Consider the following 16,897-nt stretch of genomic DNA (forward strand, 5'->3'; position numbering starts at 1 on the left):
GATCGAAGCTCAGTCAAGCCTCGATCCTCTTTCATTACGCTAACCTTCCAACACCTTTAAAAATACTTTGCGGTGTCGCGGTCCATCAAATTCGCAGAAATACACCCCTTGCCACGTACCAAGCACGAGTCGACCTCGAGAGATCACGATTGTTTGTGAATGGCCAACTGTGCTCGTTTTCATATGGGCAGCGGTGTTGCCTTCCATGTGAAGGTCCTTATCATGATGCCATGGGTAAATTTCATCAAATCGTCTAAGCATGTCCGTCTTTACATCGGGATCGGCATTCTCATTGACGGTAATACCCGCTGTCGTGTGGAGGGAAGACACGATAACAATCCCATTATCCACCCCGACAGAACGCACCCATTCAGTAATGTCTCTAGTCATATCAATCATCTGATCACGAGAGTTTGTTTTTAGTTGTAATGTCGTTTCAGCCATAAATAAACTCCTCCTTCCTCTACATAAGTACTATCCCTCATAAGGAGAGGGGTCTTACTTCGCTAAAGTCTCCAAATACGTTTCTTCGCCTTGAGTGATCTTCGCTTGACCGTTTGTCATGTTTGTCATCCATTCTTCAAACGCTTCAAGATCATCAACCTCAACATATGTCTGGACATCGACTTGCTCTAAGTATTCCGTGCCTTTCATTTGGTAAGACGATTCTCTTAATGCGTGCTCGACTTTACCAAGCCAATGGTAGTCGACCTCTGTATGAACAACCTTGACCAATGAACGCTTAACGACACCAACGGCATTGAGCCCTTCACTAACTGCTCCGCCGTATGCTCGAATTAATCCACCTGCACCAAGCTTCACTCCGCCAAAGTAACGTGTAACCACGACGACTGTATCTTTCAACCCGCGTTTTTTTAACACTTCAAGCATTGGTACCCCAGCAGTCCCACTTGGTTCACCGTCATCATTGGCTTTTTGAATTTCATCACGCTCACCGATTAAGTAGGCCGAGCAATTATGAGTCGCATTCCAGTGTTCTTTTTTGATTCGTTCAATAAACGTTTGGGCTTCTTCCTCTGTTTGTGCCCGGTCAAAAAAAGCTATAAATCGTGACTTTTGAATGACAATCTCATGCTGTCCCGGGCCTTTTACCGTTTGATAGGTTGCTAGAGCCATAACTTAATCCTCCTTCTTTTTTCATAGTTTTACAAAACTGAGCAATCAATATGTAATAAAGCTATGTTACGATAGGTTCGTTGCAGGACGTCTCCCATCCTCAAATACCTAATCCTTCCTAACTAAAAATGGCGATTAAAAAAAGATTTATGCGTTATTTTGTTGAAGATGTTGTAAAATAAGAATATCGAATTCTTTTTTATATAGCAACTGGATCGCTTTATCTTCAACTAAGGGTTGGTGTTGGAATGACAGACACAAAAATACTGGACAAGATTATAGATCAAACGTTAGATACAGTAGGCCAAAGTCGTGAACAGATTTATGAAATTGAGGAACAGTCAAGAAACGAACAACATACACTTGAAAAAGAGTTGGAAGAAGTTCGAATGAAAGTGGCAGAAGTCATTGCAAAAACAGACGAGACACAAATGTATGCCCGTCTAGCACGTAGCCGATTAGTTGAAGTTAGTAAAGCCTTTGATAAATTTACGAACGATGAAGTTCGCATTGCTTATGAAAAAGCAAACAACTTTCAAGTACAACTAGCAGTATTAAAGCAAGAAGAGATTCAATTACGGGACAAGCGTGACCAAATTGAACGAAGGCTGATTAATTTGAAAGATACGGTTAAGCGAGCAGAACAACTATCTGGGCAAATGTCTGTCGTTTATAAATTCCTCTCTAGTGATATTAAGCAAGTCACTGATGTCATTGAAGACGCACGGGAAAAACAAGCGTTTGGCCTGAAAATCATTGAGGCACAAGAGGATGAGCGGAAGAAACTATCACGAGAAATTCATGATGGGCCTGCCCAAATGATGGCAAATGTGATGCTTCGTTCTGAGCTAATTGAACGAATTTATCAAGATAAAGGAATAGAAGAAGCACTAAATGAGATTCGAGACATGCGAAAAATGGTAAAATCCTCACTTGCGGAAGTGAGAAGAATTATATACGATTTGAGACCGATGGCGCTTGATGACCTTGGATTGATTCCTACGTTAAAAAAATATTTGAGAACATTTGAAGAGCATAATCAAGTAACTGTAGTGTTTCAACATTTTGGGAAAGATGTGCGACTGCCTCAACAACTAGAAATTGCCTTATTCCGTCTCGTACAAGAATCGGTACAAAATGCCTATAAGCATGCCGAACCTACCGAGATTCAAGTGAAAATTGAAATCAAGCCAAACAAGGTTATAATGATAATTAAAGATGATGGCAAAGGCTTTGATCCTAGCCAAAAAAGGAAGGATCATTTGGGTTGATCGGAATGAAAGAAAGAGTGAACATGCTAAAAGGTGAGATGAAGATTCAATCTGAATTGAAGGTTGGAACGATTGTCATTATTGGCATTCCATTAAACTCTGCATCGTAACACTCGATAAAATATGTAACTAGTAAAAACCATGTCAGCGGAGAGGTGAAAATGATGAGTGAAATCAAAGAGAAAATTAAGATCGTCATCATTGATGACCATCAATTATTTCGTGAGGGAGTCAAGCGGATTTTAGCGATGGAACCTGAATTTGAAATCGTGGCAGATGGACAAGACGGATCACAAGCGATTGAACTTGTGAAAATCCATCGTCCTGATGTTATTCTTATGGATATTAATATGCCACAAGTGAACGGAGTAGAAGCAACAAAAGAACTCATCCAAACGTTCCCAAATGCAAAAGTACTTATTTTATCCATTCACGATGATGAGTCGTATGTGACTCATGTATTGAAAACAGGGGCATCTGGCTACTTATTGAAAGAAATGGATGCATCCGCTTTAATCGAAGCGGTAAAAGTAGTCGCTTCAGGTGGAGCGTACATCCATCCAAAGGTCACACACAACCTGATCAATGAATACCGCAGATTGGCAACGGAGGACGATCTTCACGAAGAATCGATTGGATTCCGAGAAGTCGAATATCGCAAACCACTACATATTCTCACTCGTCGTGAATGTGAAGTGCTGCAATTAATGACAGACGGACAAAGCAACCGTGCCATTGGGGAAACACTATACATTAGTGAAAAAACGGTCAAAAACCATGTCAGCAACATTTTGCAAAAAATGAGTGTCAACGACCGAACGCAAGCAGTCGTTGAAGCCATAAAAAAAGGTTATGTAGTTGTCAGATAACAAGGAGAGAGAGCGCATAAGTTGCTCTCTTTTTTGGTGATCAAAAAGCCCACATGTGCGGCTTTTGCTTGAAAGCTTGGACGATTCCATGTACAGTAAGAATAGATATTCCAGTCATTAGACTTTGAAAAAAGAGAGGACCTATGCATGAATAAGAGTGTAGCTGTTGTAACGGATAGTACAGCCTATTTACCTAAAGACATTCGTGACGAGTTATCAATTGAGATGGTTCCTCTTAATGTTGTGTTTGCAGAAGAGTCGTATCAAGAAGAAATCGACTTAACGACGGAGCAATTTTATGAGGAAATGAAAACAGCGGCACAGCTGCCAACAACATCTCAGCCTGCAATTGGTGATTTCGTTACACTATTTGAGCGGCTTGCCAATGAAGGCTACAAACAAGTAATAACCATTCATTTATCAAGCAAAATTAGTGGTACGTTCCAATCAGCGGTAAGTGCTGGGGAAATGGTAGAAGGCATTGAAGTGCTTGGTTTTGATACAGAAGTAAGTTGCGCGCCGCAAGGTTATTATGTCTTGGAAGCAGCTAAAATGGCGAATGCCGGAGAAGATGGCCATGCGATTATCGAGAAGCTGATTGCGTTAAAGGAAACGTCGAAAGCTTATTTTATGGTTGATGATCTCAACCATTTGCATCGTGGTGGACGTCTTTCAGGAGCACAACTGCTTGTTGGAAACTTGCTTAAGATCAAGCCGATTTTGCATTTTGAAGAAGGCAGCATCGTACCGTTTGAAAAAGTGAGAACAGAGAAAAAAGCGTTATCCCGTATCGTTCATTTGCTAGAAGAAGACGTGAAGAACGGCGGGAAATATATCGCAACGGTCATTCATGCTGATAACCTTGAAGGAGCAAAGCAGCTTCAAGCGACGATTAATGAACGTTTCGATCAAGTTTCGGTTGATATAAGCTATTTTGGACCTGTAATTGGCACCCATTTAGGTGCAGGGAGCTTAGGTTTATCTTGGCAAAAACAAAACTAATCATCAAGGAGGATGCTGACATGTTTATGCTGGCATGCTCTTTTTTATAGGCTGCTTTCGCATTCTTTGTTGTTTTTGTTTCATATGTTCGTTCCACTCCGCTCCAGTCACTCGCTTTCCGCGGGGAGGTGCCGAGCCTCCTCGGCTATGCCTGTGGGGTCTCGCCCCTACCTCTGCATCCCGCAGGAGTCGAGTGACTTCCGCTCCTTTTCACTAGGAGGATAAACAATTTAATTACAGCAATCTTTTCGAAAACATCCTTTTATAAAAATGAAATCGAGGTGCTCCCCTTTGAATCCATCTCCGCAACTCCATTCGCTCGCCTTATTTCTCGCAGGAAAAAGGTTGCTCCGCTCTGAAATTCCGTTCGAAGAAGCCCTTATTAACAAAGCAATTGAACAAAATTTTGTTGAGAAGGTGAGTGGCTTACAAACAAATGGTCAGCGCCTTATGTGTCGGCGCTGTGGCAATCAAGAACGCTCATTGTTTGGCGTCCATTATTGTACTCGTTGCAAACAAGAGTGCTCTTATTGTCGCCACTGCTTACAGCTTGGTAAAATCAGCCGCTGTCAATATCTGTACATTTGGGTTGGACAACCAATCCGATACCCAAGGCTAAAGCGAGCCCTACAATGGCAAGGAGAGTTGTCTCCTGGACAAAGACAGGCATCCGAATCTGTCGTCCAAGCGATAGCCACCCAGTCGGAATTGCTCGTCTGGGCAGTATGTGGGGCAGGAAAAACAGAAGTGCTCTTTCATGGATTAGAACGAGCTTTTGAAGAAGGAAAGCGCGTACTCCTTGCCACTCCACGTACAGATGTTGTAAAGGAATTGGTCCCCCGTTTCAAAAAGAGCTTTCCAGAAGTCGAAATCACGGCCTTGTACGGTGGCAGCAAAGACCGCCATACTCATGCACAGCTGGTCCTCGCCACAACCCACCAAGCCATGCGCTTTTACCAAGCCTTTGATGTGGTGGTTATTGATGAAGTTGATGCGTTCCCTTTTTCATATGACAAAAGCCTTCAATATGCGGTTGACCAAGCGAAAAGACCAACCTCGACGATGATTCTCTTAAGTGCAACCCCGTCAAACACCTTACTAACAAAACCTCAGCTTACCGTTGTTAAAATCCCAAAACGATATCACGGCTTTCCACTTCCAGTTCCACGCTTTCAATGGATTGGAAACTGGTCAAAGCACGTCAAAAAGAATCAACTTCCGTCCAAGCTTGATCACTGGATTCGAACGTATCTCGCTCAGAAAAAACCACTCCTGCTGTTTGTTCCTTCCGTGTCTACTCTCTCCCTCATGTCACGAATCCTATTAGAAAACAACGTTATGCATGCAGCTGTCCATGCGGCCGATCCAAATCGACATGAGGCAGTTCAAGCGTTTCGAAGTGGGAAAGTTCAACTGATGGTAACGACGACGATTTTAGAACGTGGTGTAACGTTTGCAGACGTACAAGTAGCGGTACTAGGGGCTGAAAATACGGTATTCACAGAAGCAGCGCTTGTTCAAATTGCGGGCCGTGTGGGACGGAAGGAGGAGGCGCCAACAGGTGATATTGTCTTTTTTCATTATGGAATAACAAAAGCGATGCGGGCAGCTCGTACCCACATAAGGCAAATGAACCAAGAAGGAGGATGAATATGAACAGATGCTTAGCTTGTCATGATATGTACTACGATCAACCAGGGTGGAGAAGGGTGCTCATGCTTGAGCCACCTTCACGCCTTTGCCAGAGTTGCGAAGCAAAGTTAATTCCAATTGGTGGACAACGTTGCATAACATGCTCACGCTCGTTGGATCAGTTGTCTTTCTCCTACAAAAAAGGCAAACAATGTTTAGACTGCTGGAGGTGGGATCAACAGGCCCAGCCTTTTGATAGAAACGTATCGCTCTATGAATACAATGCCTTTTTAAAAGAGTGGATCGCCACATTTAAGTTCCGAGGTGATGCAGTGATCGCTTCTTATTTTTCAAAGAAGCTAACTGCTGTATATGAGCGCCATTTTTCTGGCTACAGGCCAGTGGCGATTCCTCTTAGTCAAGCGCGTCTGTACGCAAGAGGATTCAATCAGTCGAAATTGCTAATGGACGGCTGGGCTAAAGATGTTGAAGTGCTTGAACGAATGGAAGGAGAAAAACAAAGCAAAAAAAACCGCAAACAGAGAATCAGCCAGGTGGACCGAAATCCTTTTTCAATCAAACATGAGGCACATGTGAGCGGACAGGCCATCGTGCTCATTGATGATATCTACACAACGGGAACAACGGTACGACAAGCAGCCAAGGTATTAATGAAACACGGAGCAAAAAAGGTGGCGTCCTTAACAATTGCAAGGTAGGTCTGGCAATCTTGAAGACATTCGCTATAATGGAACCATGAGGAGGGGGAAAGCTATGAAAGATGTAGCGAATTGTCCGAAGTGTGGGCAGATTTTTGTGAAAGCACTTCGACCGATTTGTCAGCACTGCTATAAAGAGCAAGAAGCCAATTATGAAACCGTTTCGAAGTTTATGAGACGAAAACAAAACCGAATGGCATCTATTCGCGAAGTTCACGAAAAAACAGACGTGCCACTTGAGCAGATCCATCAATTTGTTCGTGAAGGTCGTTTGCTTGTTACTCATTTTCCTAATTTAGGATATCCATGTGAATCGTGTGGAGCCATCATTCAAGATGGCCGACTTTGTTCATCGTGCACAGACAATATTAAAGGTGGACTTGAAAAATTGCAGAAGGAAAAAGAATTTGAGCAAAAGAAGGAAGAGCAAGATAGGAACAAACGGACTGAAAATGTGACGTACCATTCATTAAATGATCGTTTTCATAAAAAATAGTTAACAATAGTGGAAAACGTGCCGATATAAATGCAAAGAGAGTACTAAACAAGGTATATCATTACTTAGTACCATAAATCGGTGCGTTTTTATTTACATTCAGTGAGGTGAGAAACATGAAAATCAATCCATACAACTCTATTCAGCAAAATCCATATCGAAAACAAATTGATAAGAGTGAGAAAGCACAAGGGGCATCAGCTCAACGAGATAAGCTGGAAATTTCCCCTGAAGCGTTGGAGATGCAAAAAGGAACAAAGATGGAGCAGGAACGAGCAGAGAAAGTAAAAGCATTAAAAGAACAAGTAGATGCCGGGGAGTACAAGGTTGATGCAAAGGCTGTTGCCAACAAATTTTATGAGTATTGGAACAACTAAGAACAAGGAGGGAACGGTGTGTCACTAACGGCGATTACTCAATTAATTGAACGTTTAATTGAAATACATGAAGGGTTGCTGGATCTTGCTACTAAGAAGGTCGAACCCATAAAAAGAAGCGATATGCCAACCCTTGAGAAACTTGTTCGGGAAGAATCCAAGCTTGCTCATAAGCTGCAGACGACTGAGATGCTTCGTGCAAAGGTCGTGCGGACATTTTTGGAAGAAAAGGGAGAGGTAAAAGAAGACGCGACGCTAACAGACGTGAAGAAGTATGGAACAGAAGCGCAGCAGCAACGTCTAGATGACCTTCAAACAAAGCTCGTTGGCTATGTTGTGTCATTGAAGGAACAAAATGAATTGAATCAGTCACTCATTGAAGAATCGTTGCGGTTTGTCAATCTTTCCCTTGATTTAATGATTCCGCACAAAGAAGATGTCAGCTATAACCCGCGAGATAGAGAAGATCGCCCAATGGAAGGGAACCATTCCCTGTTTGATTCAAAGGCGTAACAGATTAGAAACCGGAGGAGCAACACATGCAATCAACATTTCATGGATTAGAAACGGCAAGACGCGCCATGATGACTCAGCAAAGCGCGTTACATACAACTGGACATAATATTGCAAATGCCAATACACCTGGATATACAAGACAGCGAGTGAATTTCACTCAAACAGAGCCATATCCGTCAATTGGTATGAATGCCCCGCGTGTTCCTGGCCACCTTGGTACAGGAGTTCAAGCGGGTTCAATCCAGCGAGTACGGGAGGCATTCCTTGATGTCCAATTCCGCAATGAAAACAACAAAGTCGGCTATTGGGATGCACGTTACAATGCGTTAGAGAAAATGGAAGATGTATTAAACGAACCATCGGAGCAAGGATTAAGCAGGCAAATTGATATGTTTTGGACAGCGCTTCAAGATTTATCGGTTGATCCAGAAGACTCTGGGGCTCGTTCCGTAGTACGTCAACGTGCGACAGCCGTAGCTGAAACCTTTAATTTTCTTCATAGTTCATTAACAACAATTCAATCTGATTATCAAAATGAAATCAGTGTGACCGAAGATGAAGTAAATGCCATTTTGCATCGTTTAGAAAGTGTGAACGCACAAATTCGTGAAACGGAGCCTCATGGCTATGTAACGAATGATCTGTACGATGAGCAAGACCACTTGCTTGATCAGCTTTCAAGTATCGTTAATATAAAAGTTGAACGTGAGAAAAGTGGGGGCCAGCCGAACCCAGCTGCAGAAGGAGCTGTAACGGTTTGGCTTGTCAATGATCAAGGTCAGCCTATCAATGATATTAAACTAGTTGATGGTCAGGGGATTGAATCAAAAAAGAAAGTCGATATTTCCTTCGGAGAAGATGGCAATTATGTCAATGGCTTTCGTGTTTTAGACGAAGATTTTGAAGGAGATATCGAATCGGCTCCGAACCTTTTAGACATGATGCCACGTGGTGAGATGAGAGCTTTAATTGAGGCATTTGGCCATGGTCCAGATGCTGAGAATATTCAAGGGTTATACCCAGATATGTTAGCTAATTTAGATGAAATGGCCTTTGTTTTTGCTACACATTTAAATGAAATTCATAGCGATGGCTATACTCTTGCAACCGATAATCAAGAGGCTCAACAAGGGATACTATTATTTGATCTAGAAAGTGTACCAGAGACGGGGGTTGGAGCGGCAAGTCAGATTAAACTTTCTGCTGCTATCCAAACAAGTTTAAATAACATTGCAGCAGCAACGGGGGGACCGGATGGAGTTTTTTCTGGAGATGGTTCAAATGCCAAGCGCTTAGCGGATGCGAAGGATGATCCATTGACATTTAATGACGACTTGGCCACAGTTAGCAGCTTTTATCAAGGAGTTATTGGGCAAATGGCTGTTGATACGTCCGAAGCGATGCGAATGGTACGAAGCAATGAGTCGTTACGTGATAGTGTTGATTACAGAAGACAGTCTGTTAGTAACGTGTCACTCGATGAAGAAATGACGATGATGATTCAATATCAGCATGCGTATAATGCAGCAGCAAGAAATATTACGATGGTCGATGAAATGCTAGACCGAATTATTAACGGGATGGGTGTAGTCGGCAGGTAAGGATAGGTGAAAGTAGATGCGTGTAACACAAATGATGCTATCGCAAAGCTCATTGCGACATATAAATCAAGGCTATGACCGGCTAGCGACGATTCAAGATCAACTGGCAAGCGGGAAAAAAATTACCCGTGCGTCTCAAGACCCTGTTGTTGCTATGAAGGGAATGCGTTATCGAAGTCAAGTAACGGAGGTGGAGCAATTCAAGCGAAACCTTGCAGAAGCGTATAACTGGATGGATACGACAGATTCAGCCTTGGATCAAGGAACTCAAGCACTTGCCCGTATCCGCGAACTGGCTACACAAGCAGCAAATGATTCGTATACACCTGAAGAGCGGGCGAATATGGCTAAGGAAGTAGCACAGCTGCGCGAGCACCTCGAATCCATTGCCAATTCGAAAAATAGCAATAAATACATTTTTAACGGAATGAACACAACGACGGCTCCTGTTCAAGATGGAGAAGTAACTACAAATAATCAACCCGTTGAAATTGAGTTAATGAAGGGTGTATCCGTTCAAGTGAACGTTAATGCTGGAAATGTTTTTACGAATGAACTATTTGATGATATTAAAGCACTTGAAGCATCTCTTCAAGATGAAAATGCAAGTGGAGAAGAATTGTCGGGATTTATCGATACTCTATTTGGTCATATAAATAACTTTGTTGCTGAGCGAGCAGAACTTGGAGCACGAGTCAATCGCGTTGAAATGATGGAAAACCGCTTAATGGAACAAGAAGTCATTGCCAAACGCATTATGTCGAATAACGAAGATGCAGAAATGGAAGAAGTCATCATCGATTTGATGACACAAGAAAGTGTCCACCGTGCTGCCTTATCAGCTGGTGCGAGAATTATCCAGCCAACATTGATGGACTTTTTACGTTAATCAGTTAAACAAAGGAACGAAAGGAGCAGAGTAACATGATGACACCTTCATTACAAATCCAGCAGACTTCTACTCTAACTGGACTCCGCTCCCATCGTCCTGAACTGCAAATAAGACAACAAAGTCCAGACTTACACATAAACCAAGATCATCATGGACTCGTAGAAATTAGCACAACGGCTGGAAGGATGTATATTGACCAAACGGAGGCTTTTGCGGATGCCAATCTAGTACCGGCCTTGAGGCAAAATCAAGAGTATTTAGCTAGTGGAAATAAAAAGGCAGCTCAGTTTATTGCTCGAACCGTCCAGCAGGGTGATCAAATGATGCAGATTGAAAATGGAACAGGCGCTCTAGCAAGGATTTCAAAAGTGAACAGTGAGACACCTGAGAAGCAAGCAACTCTTGGTTATATGCCGCGTTCGATGGACCGGGTGAAATTTCAGTATCAGCCGAGTGATGTTTCCATACGTGTCAATCCTAAGCCTGTTGATATTCAAATTGATCGTAAGGAAGTACAGGTTGACATTCCAAAATGGCAAACAGACACGTATATTAGACAAAAAAACCAAATTTCTTTTCAAGTAGTTGGTAGCAAAGTCAATTTGGGAATATAATGAGTCGCAATGCGAGAAACGATGCCACTCCAACTCTGAGTGGTTTTCTCATAGCAGGCGTATAAAGTGTGAAGCCATTGCGGAGAGCTTTTTAGTAGCCTCCGTTTTTTGGCTTTTTTTGTGTTTTCAAGGAAATAAAGAACAACTTTCCCGGGAAATCGACAACTGAATTGGGGAATAATGACTTAATATAAGAGGGTATAGGAAATCAACTTTACAATTTCCGGCCTTCGACATAAAATGATAATGAGACTAGCGCTCATATTAAATTGGGAGGTGGTTGTGATGGAACAGGAAATGCTCACTCTTTTAAAACACATGGATGAGAAGCTGGACAAGCAGTTTGAACAAATGAAAGAGAAAGTGGACAAGCGACTTGAGCAAATGGAAAAGAAGATGGATCAGCGCTTCGAACAAATGGATATTAGATTTAGTAGGGTTGAAGGAAGACTCGATAAAATTGAAGCAAGAATCGATAAAATCGAAGGAAGACTAGATGAAATTGAAGCAAGAGTCGATAAAATCGAAGGAAGACTAGATAAGATTGAACTAAGACTCGATAAAATCGAAGAGAGACTTGATAAGGTTGAAACTCGCCTTGATCAACATGAACGCCTATTAGAATCTTTAATTAAGATGACAGCGCAAAACACAGAAGACATCACAGCACTCCGAACGGAAACAAATGAGCGATTTGATAAGTTAGAACTTTCCTATTATAAAATGACCGCTGATATTAACCTCCTATTCCAAGAATCCCAAACAAACAAGCGTGATATTGCTTTATTAAAAAATCAATAATTCAAATTTCCCCGCTACACAAAGATAGCGGGGAAATTTGAATTCTGTATTAGGCTATCATGTTAACTTGAATGCACGAACGACTTCATTTAACTCATCAGCTAATCTTGCTAAATGATCGGAACTAGTTGTAATATCATCCATTGTACTGCTTGTTTGTTGAACGGATGCAGCTGTTTGTTCGATACCTGCGGAAGACTGTTCAGAGACAGCAGCAATGCTTTCAATCGATTGACTTAAGCTGTTGCCTATGTGATTGATTTCTTCTAAATTGGCAGTCATTGAATCGATTCGATCAGCAATATCGACTACGTTTTCTCTAATCGTTTCAAAAGCTATACCTGTGTCTTGAAGTTGCTTTGCTCCATTTTCTACTTCTACAAAACCAGTTTGTAAAGAAGTACTTACTTGCTGAGAGTCAGCTTGAACTCCTTGAACAATGCCCGTTATCTCTGAAATTGAATTAGTGACTTGTTCGGCAAGTTTTCGGACCTCATCTGCAACAACCGCAAACCCTTTCCCATGTTCTCCAGCTCTTGCTGCCTCGATTGCCGCATTTAATGCTAGTAGGTTTGTTTGCTCTGCAACATCATTTATTACTTTAACGAGCTTTGAAATGTCAGCAGAGCGCTGATCAAGTCCTTTAACTTTTTCAACAGCTTCTTGAATGATTTGATAAACAGTTTGCATTTGGTTCTCTGAGTGAGTCATTAATTCTTTCCCTTCTTGTGTTAAGGAAAGAACTTCTTGTGAGGAAGACTTTAATGTGTAACTGCTTTTGTTTTCTGTTTCGATCATTTTCATAAAGCTATTGACAAAATCAGCTGATTCACTTGCTTGAGTAGCTTGGCTTTCTGCTCCGGACGAGAGTTCTTGCATTGTTGATGCAATTTGTTGACTTCCTTCATTGACTTCATTTGCCGATTGGTTAAGGCCTGCACTATGCTGACTTAAGCTTTCAGAAGCAGTAGAGATTTTACCAACCATTTCTCGTAAACGATCAACCATACTATTTGTTGATTTCGTTAATTGACCAAGTTCATCATTTTGTGCGTAAGTGCTCTTCTCCACAGCTAGATTGCCATTGGCAATTTCATTAGAAGTAGCAATAACATCCCGCAATGCTTTTTGAACGATACGATTAATTAAGATCATCATTGTAACAGCGAGAGTAACGGAGATAATGATTGAACCAAGTAATAATGATATGGTTGCTGTAATGCTAGCTTGTACACTTTGTATGGCTGCGTCTCGTTGGTTGTTAGCTAATTCCCGAAGCTCTTCGAGAAGGTCTACAGTTTCGCGTTGTAAGTCAGCGATGTTATTTCGATAGACTGTTGCTAAAAGAGTTTCGCTTACCTGTACATTCGGTACCATGTTTTCTAGAAATTCAATATTTATTTGTTCATCATTTGCGACAATTTGATTAAATAACTGCATTTCATGCTCTGTTTCAAGTTCAGGATAGACGAGATCCATTAATTGAGCCATCTCATGGCTACGCATCTCAAATTCATCGAGTAAATGTTGTTCCGCAAACGTCATATAATCAGCTACTAAAATATCTTTTGTTCGGATTAATGACCCCATTTCTGTTAATTCAATTGCCTGGTCACCGCGCTCTGCGAGAGCATTTACATTTGATGTAACGTTGTTTAATAACACCCACACGAGTATGGATGAAATTGTGAACAAAATAACCGTAACGGTTAATGCTAGTCCGTATTTTTGACCTAGCTTCATGTTAAACCAAAGTTGCTTCATTAATTATCACTCCAATCAGCTTATTGATAGTTGGCCTGAATTGCTCGTATTTGTTCAGCAGCATGTTGTAAAGTTGTTTCAACATCGTTTCCATTGATAACCGTGCTTTCAAAGACTTCTATATAAATAGGTTCAATTTCTGACCAATAAGGCTTGTTTCCGCGTGGCTCAGCATCTTGTAGAACGTTTTGAATGGTTTCAAAAAAAGGTTCCTGATAGCCTTCAATAATTCCATAAGAATCGAAGCGAACAGGGGGCCAAGCTAATTCGTTAGCTAATACTTCTTGAACTGGTTTAGACATTAAATATTGTGCAAACATCATCGCAGCTTCTACATTTTCACTTCCTTTAGGAATTCCTAATACATCGCCGCCAAGGACATGAGAGGCTCTTTCAGGTCCATGCCAACCGCTATATGCTTTGATCTCAACTTTTCCGCTACTATGAAATTCAGGAATGTAAAATGGCCAGTTTTTACCGATATAAACGGAATCAGATTCAAGGTATTGATTCATTGTATCCCAATTGGCTTCTTGACTTTCTTGACTTAAGTATGGATAGAGCTCTTGTAAATACATAAATGCTTCAATCGAACCTGTATCATTTAAAACATAAGGATCTCCTCCAGCTTGCTTAATAAAGTCAAATAAATGAAGAATCATGTCCGTTTCAGAATTTGCTTTGATTGCAATTCGACCAGTACCAGTTTCATTATGGAGGGTTCGTGCTGTATGTAGAAGTTCATCCCAATTTGCAGGGGGATTTAGCCCATATTGAGATAGTAGTGATTCATTAAAAAAAGTAATTTCAACATTTGGTCGAAATGGCATAAACAAGAGCGACTCGTCAAAAGTGGAGGCGTCAACCATTCCTTGAACGATCGATGTTGGAATCATATATGAATAGCTACTTAAATCTTCGACTAATCCTAGTTGAACGAATTGGGAGAGGTTGTTGACATCCATTGCAAATAAATCAATTTGTTCCTCTGCCGATTGCAAAGTAGATATCATCCCATCTGAACGTGCATCAATGGCCTCAATCTCAATTCCTGTTTGAAGTTTAAAGGCAGGTAGAATTTTTTCACGGAATAAAGCCCACTCAGAATCGTCAAGTCCAAATATAACGTTTAATGTTGTACCTGAAAAATCAGTTTGTTCTTCTCTATCATGTTCCTCAATTTCTTTGATCTCCGTAGTAGAAGCATTGCTACAGCCAGTCAAAAGTAAGAAGAAACAGAATATGAAACGTAATTGGTTAGTACGTTTAGTCATCTCCTTGCCTCCTATAATTAATTATCTTGTATATACAAGATAATTAATTATACACAACTTTTAGGGATTTTTGTCGAATAGAATGTATCGATTATCAAAATAAATGAAAAGATATGTAAAAGTATATAAAGGAAAAGTGGAAGTGGATTGTGTTACAATAATGGAAATTATCTGTTTGCAGAGGGAAAAGGTGAGTGAAGTATGGAAATAAAGACGAAATATCAAGATGTTATTACGATCAATAAAGATCAAATCCTTACATTTGAGAATGGCATCCCGGCATTTGAGAGTGAGACATCTTTTGTTCTTTTACCTTTTGAGAATGGAACCCCATTTTTTGTATTGCAGTCAGTGAAAACACAAGAGGTCGCTTTTATTTTGATTAACCCATTTGATTTTGTTCCAGGTTATCAAGTGAAGCTGCCTGACTCGACCATTGAGTTGCTTGAAATTGACAAGCCAGAAGATGTAGCAACATTTGTCATGCTGACGGTCAAGGAACCCTTTAAAGAAACAACAGCGAACCTCCAAGCCCCCGTCATCATTAATACGCAAAAGCAAAAAGGAAAACAATTGCTAATTAGTGACGGCGCGTATCAAACAAAGCATGCCATTTTTAAAGAGCCAGCTGTATCGAAAGGAGAGAAGTAAATGCTTGTTCTCTCAAGAAAAATAAAAGAAGCGATACAAATTGGCGATGACATTGAGCTGAAGATTATTGCGATTGAAGGCGATCAAGTAAAAATCGGAATTGATGCTCCAAGACATGTGGAAATTCACCGTAAAGAAGTATATTTGGCGATTCAGGAAGAGAATAGTGCCGCGGCGCAGACGGTTTCTGTTGATGTGTTAAAGGGTTTCACGCAAAGGAATAATCATCTTTAACAAGAGAAAAAGCTAGCTATCCTTAATTAGGGGTAGCTAGCATTATTTTATATATACGATGTTACATTTTGAAAAGAACTTAGGGAACTTTATATATGGAGGGAAAAGGAGGACAAAATGGAGGTTTTATCTAGAAAGGCATTGCTTACTTGGATAATATTGCTTCAATTATTGAAAAAAGAGGCTGATTCCGAAACGATTACTACTAATATTCCTAACGAGTTATCATTATTTACTAATACAAGTAGTTTGAAAACTCAAGTAAGCAACTTATTAATTTCATTAGAATTAAAAAATTACGTAATGAAATTCTCTTACGGAAGAATGACTCTTTACCGCTTGACTCCAAAGGGAGAGCACTTTTTAAAACAACCACTTAATAACTGGCAGATGACGCTTGAACGTCAGGTGATAAGCTTAGAAAAAATGTTAGAAGCTTGTAGGAGATTACAATCGCCTTCAAATAAGATCAATCTTAGCTATGAGGAGTCACTGTTTCTTACTCAAAATATTGAAGCAAAATCTATATTATCCAGTTTAAGCCTGATAGAGCTTGAAGAAAGAAAAAAACTGTTAGGATCCAATGAACATCCGATCTCACTTGTGGAGTTACAGAAAGTTTTAAAACAAACATACGGTTGGATTTGCTCGAGTACGACATTTAACAATTACATAAAGAATCTCGTAGAGGCGAATTACCTTCAATTGAAGTGGAAAAAGGAGGAACCAAATAAAAAAATTAGGGTAATATCCATTGAAGAAAAAGGAGAGGGAGCCATTGTTGATTTAGCTAATAATGCAAAGAGAGAGGTTAAAACAGCTCTAACTGTATTTCAAGAAATTCGTGATTTTTTAAGTCACAAAAAGCATCAATATATATAGGGAAAAATAGAGAGGATAGGGTTTCCTCTCTATTTTAAGATGTAGTATTCAATGCACGGTTGGTTGAAAGCTGTACGAGGATGAAATCTCTTAGTATTTTGTGCTATTTATGCTACTGGGTAAATTTACCTGTATATTCGACAAAATTAGATTCTGACTATTCGT

Annotated in this window: 18 protein-coding genes and 1 pseudogene; 15 read left to right on the forward strand and 4 right to left on the reverse strand. The window is 40.5% G+C overall.

Translation table 11 applies throughout. The features are described 5' to 3' along the window. Nucleotides 1–39: 39 nt before the first annotated feature. Both LQ50_RS13405 and LQ50_RS13410 read right to left on the reverse strand, forming a co-directional pair. On the reverse strand, nucleotides 40–444 hold the full coding sequence (locus tag LQ50_RS13405) for a secondary thiamine-phosphate synthase enzyme YjbQ (protein ID WP_034630172.1): 405 nt from the start codon (nucleotides 442–444) through the stop codon (nucleotides 40–42). Nucleotides 445–498: 54 nt separating this feature from the next. Continuing rightward, a complete protein-coding gene (locus LQ50_RS13410) occupies nucleotides 499–1,137 on the reverse strand; it encodes a YigZ family protein (RefSeq protein ID WP_034630175.1) in 639 nt (212 codons plus the stop codon). Nucleotides 1,138–1,385: 248 nt separating this feature from the next. Between LQ50_RS13410 and LQ50_RS13415 the strand changes: the two are divergent. From LQ50_RS13415 to LQ50_RS24405, 12 genes and pseudogenes are all read left to right on the forward strand, one after another. Continuing rightward, nucleotides 1,386–2,518 (forward strand): annotated as a pseudogene (locus LQ50_RS13415) (sensor histidine kinase). A 54-nt stretch (nucleotides 2,519–2,572) separates the two neighbouring features. Beyond that, nucleotides 2,573–3,277, forward strand: a complete 705-nt coding sequence (locus LQ50_RS13420; RefSeq protein WP_373279204.1) for a response regulator — start codon at nucleotides 2,573–2,575, stop codon at nucleotides 3,275–3,277. Between the two features lie 147 nt (nucleotides 3,278–3,424). Then, entirely contained in the window at nucleotides 3,425–4,279 is an 855-nt protein-coding gene (fakB, locus tag LQ50_RS13425) for a DegV family protein (protein WP_034630180.1), read from the forward strand. 291 nt (nucleotides 4,280–4,570) lie between these two features. Then, nucleotides 4,571–5,929: an ATP-dependent helicase ComFA gene (locus tag LQ50_RS13430; protein WP_237563710.1), complete on the forward strand. Its 1,359-nt coding sequence runs from the start codon at nucleotides 4,571–4,573 to the stop codon at nucleotides 5,927–5,929. Between the two features lie 2 nt (nucleotides 5,930–5,931). Next, nucleotides 5,932–6,630 (forward strand): ComF family protein, encoded by a 699-nt coding sequence (locus LQ50_RS13435; protein ID WP_034630184.1) that lies wholly within the window; start codon nucleotides 5,932–5,934, stop codon nucleotides 6,628–6,630. A gap of 55 nt (nucleotides 6,631–6,685) precedes the next feature. Beyond that, nucleotides 6,686–7,126 (forward strand): TIGR03826 family flagellar region protein, encoded by a 441-nt coding sequence (locus LQ50_RS13440; RefSeq protein WP_034630187.1) that lies wholly within the window; start codon nucleotides 6,686–6,688, stop codon nucleotides 7,124–7,126. 116 nt (nucleotides 7,127–7,242) lie between these two features. Continuing rightward, nucleotides 7,243–7,503, forward strand: a complete 261-nt coding sequence (gene flgM, locus LQ50_RS13445; RefSeq protein WP_034630190.1) for a flagellar biosynthesis anti-sigma factor FlgM — start codon at nucleotides 7,243–7,245, stop codon at nucleotides 7,501–7,503. A gap of 18 nt (nucleotides 7,504–7,521) precedes the next feature. After that, entirely contained in the window at nucleotides 7,522–8,016 is a 495-nt protein-coding gene (locus tag LQ50_RS13450) for a flagellar protein FlgN (RefSeq protein ID WP_034630193.1), read from the forward strand. Between the two features lie 26 nt (nucleotides 8,017–8,042). Then, nucleotides 8,043–9,620 (forward strand): flagellar hook-associated protein FlgK, encoded by a 1,578-nt coding sequence (gene flgK / locus LQ50_RS13455; RefSeq protein ID WP_034630195.1) that lies wholly within the window; start codon nucleotides 8,043–8,045, stop codon nucleotides 9,618–9,620. A gap of 16 nt (nucleotides 9,621–9,636) precedes the next feature. Next, nucleotides 9,637–10,509, forward strand: coding sequence for a flagellar hook-associated protein FlgL (gene flgL / locus LQ50_RS13460; RefSeq protein WP_034630197.1), 873 nt, complete (start codon nucleotides 9,637–9,639; stop codon nucleotides 10,507–10,509). 35 nt (nucleotides 10,510–10,544) lie between these two features. Then, complete coding sequence (locus LQ50_RS13465) at nucleotides 10,545–11,126, forward strand: DUF6470 family protein (RefSeq protein ID WP_034630199.1); 582 nt, start codon at nucleotides 10,545–10,547, stop codon at nucleotides 11,124–11,126. A gap of 285 nt (nucleotides 11,127–11,411) precedes the next feature. Continuing rightward, nucleotides 11,412–11,927 (forward strand): coiled-coil domain-containing protein, encoded by a 516-nt coding sequence (locus LQ50_RS24405; protein WP_052144756.1) that lies wholly within the window; start codon nucleotides 11,412–11,414, stop codon nucleotides 11,925–11,927. A gap of 57 nt (nucleotides 11,928–11,984) precedes the next feature. Here the strand turns inward: LQ50_RS24405 and LQ50_RS13475 are convergent, their stop codons facing one another. Together LQ50_RS13475 and LQ50_RS13480 are read right to left on the reverse strand one after the other, a co-directional pair. Continuing rightward, nucleotides 11,985–13,691: a methyl-accepting chemotaxis protein gene (locus LQ50_RS13475; protein ID WP_052144757.1), complete on the reverse strand. Its 1,707-nt coding sequence runs from the start codon at nucleotides 13,689–13,691 to the stop codon at nucleotides 11,985–11,987. 20 nt (nucleotides 13,692–13,711) lie between these two features. Then, the gene (locus LQ50_RS13480; protein ID WP_052144758.1) at nucleotides 13,712–14,965 is read right to left on the reverse strand and encodes an ABC transporter substrate-binding protein; all 1,254 of its coding nucleotides are present in this window, start codon (nucleotides 14,963–14,965) and stop codon (nucleotides 13,712–13,714) included. Nucleotides 14,966–15,166: 201 nt separating this feature from the next. Here LQ50_RS13480 and fliW point away from each other — a divergent pair, with 201 nt between their 5' ends. The 3 genes from fliW to LQ50_RS13495 all read left to right on the forward strand — a co-directional run bounded on the left by fliW (nucleotide 15,167) and on the right by LQ50_RS13495 (nucleotide 16,732). Further along, nucleotides 15,167–15,616, forward strand: coding sequence for a flagellar assembly protein FliW (gene fliW / locus LQ50_RS13485; protein ID WP_034630201.1), 450 nt, complete (start codon nucleotides 15,167–15,169; stop codon nucleotides 15,614–15,616). After that, nucleotides 15,617–15,850: a carbon storage regulator CsrA gene (csrA, locus tag LQ50_RS13490; protein WP_034630204.1), complete on the forward strand. Its 234-nt coding sequence runs from the start codon at nucleotides 15,617–15,619 to the stop codon at nucleotides 15,848–15,850. It abuts the gene before it with no gap. A 117-nt stretch (nucleotides 15,851–15,967) separates the two neighbouring features. Next, on the forward strand, nucleotides 15,968–16,732 hold the full coding sequence (locus LQ50_RS13495; protein ID WP_034630206.1) for a hypothetical protein: 765 nt from the start codon (nucleotides 15,968–15,970) through the stop codon (nucleotides 16,730–16,732). Nucleotides 16,733–16,897: the final 165 nt, after the last annotated feature.

This window comes from Halalkalibacter okhensis (genome assembly GCF_000787375.1).
In the GTDB taxonomy this organism is placed as follows: Bacteria; Bacillota; Bacilli; order Bacillales; family Bacillaceae_D; genus Halalkalibacter; species Halalkalibacter okhensis.

Excerpts from the sequence above, each read along its gene's own strand:
- LQ50_RS13410 (WP_034630175.1), bottom strand. The coding sequence starts at position 1,137 with ATGGCTCTAGCAACCTATCAAACGGTAAAAGGCCCGGGACAGCATGAG.
- LQ50_RS13435 (WP_034630184.1), top strand. The coding sequence starts at position 5,932 with ATGAACAGATGCTTAGCTTGTCATGATATGTACTACGATCAACCAGGG.
- csrA (WP_034630204.1), top strand. The coding sequence starts at position 15,617 with ATGCTTGTTCTCTCAAGAAAAATAAAAGAAGCGATACAAATTGGCGAT.
- LQ50_RS13495 (WP_034630206.1), top strand. The coding sequence starts at position 15,968 with ATGGAGGTTTTATCTAGAAAGGCATTGCTTACTTGGATAATATTGCTT.
- LQ50_RS13465 (WP_034630199.1), top strand. The coding sequence starts at position 10,545 with ATGATGACACCTTCATTACAAATCCAGCAGACTTCTACTCTAACTGGA.
- LQ50_RS24405 (WP_052144756.1), top strand. The coding sequence starts at position 11,412 with ATGGAACAGGAAATGCTCACTCTTTTAAAACACATGGATGAGAAGCTG.
- LQ50_RS13480 (WP_052144758.1), bottom strand. The coding sequence starts at position 14,965 with ATGACTAAACGTACTAACCAATTACGTTTCATATTCTGTTTCTTCTTA.
- flgM (WP_034630190.1), top strand. The coding sequence starts at position 7,243 with ATGAAAATCAATCCATACAACTCTATTCAGCAAAATCCATATCGAAAA.
- flgL (WP_034630197.1), top strand. The coding sequence starts at position 9,637 with ATGCGTGTAACACAAATGATGCTATCGCAAAGCTCATTGCGACATATA.
- LQ50_RS13405 (WP_034630172.1), bottom strand. The coding sequence starts at position 444 with ATGGCTGAAACGACATTACAACTAAAAACAAACTCTCGTGATCAGATG.
- flgK (WP_034630195.1), top strand. The coding sequence starts at position 8,043 with ATGCAATCAACATTTCATGGATTAGAAACGGCAAGACGCGCCATGATG.
- fakB (WP_034630180.1), top strand. The coding sequence starts at position 3,425 with ATGAATAAGAGTGTAGCTGTTGTAACGGATAGTACAGCCTATTTACCT.
- LQ50_RS13440 (WP_034630187.1), top strand. The coding sequence starts at position 6,686 with ATGAAAGATGTAGCGAATTGTCCGAAGTGTGGGCAGATTTTTGTGAAA.
- LQ50_RS13475 (WP_052144757.1), bottom strand. The coding sequence starts at position 13,691 with ATGAAGCAACTTTGGTTTAACATGAAGCTAGGTCAAAAATACGGACTA.
- LQ50_RS13420 (WP_373279204.1), top strand. The coding sequence starts at position 2,573 with ATGAGTGAAATCAAAGAGAAAATTAAGATCGTCATCATTGATGACCAT.
- fliW (WP_034630201.1), top strand. The coding sequence starts at position 15,167 with ATGGAAATAAAGACGAAATATCAAGATGTTATTACGATCAATAAAGAT.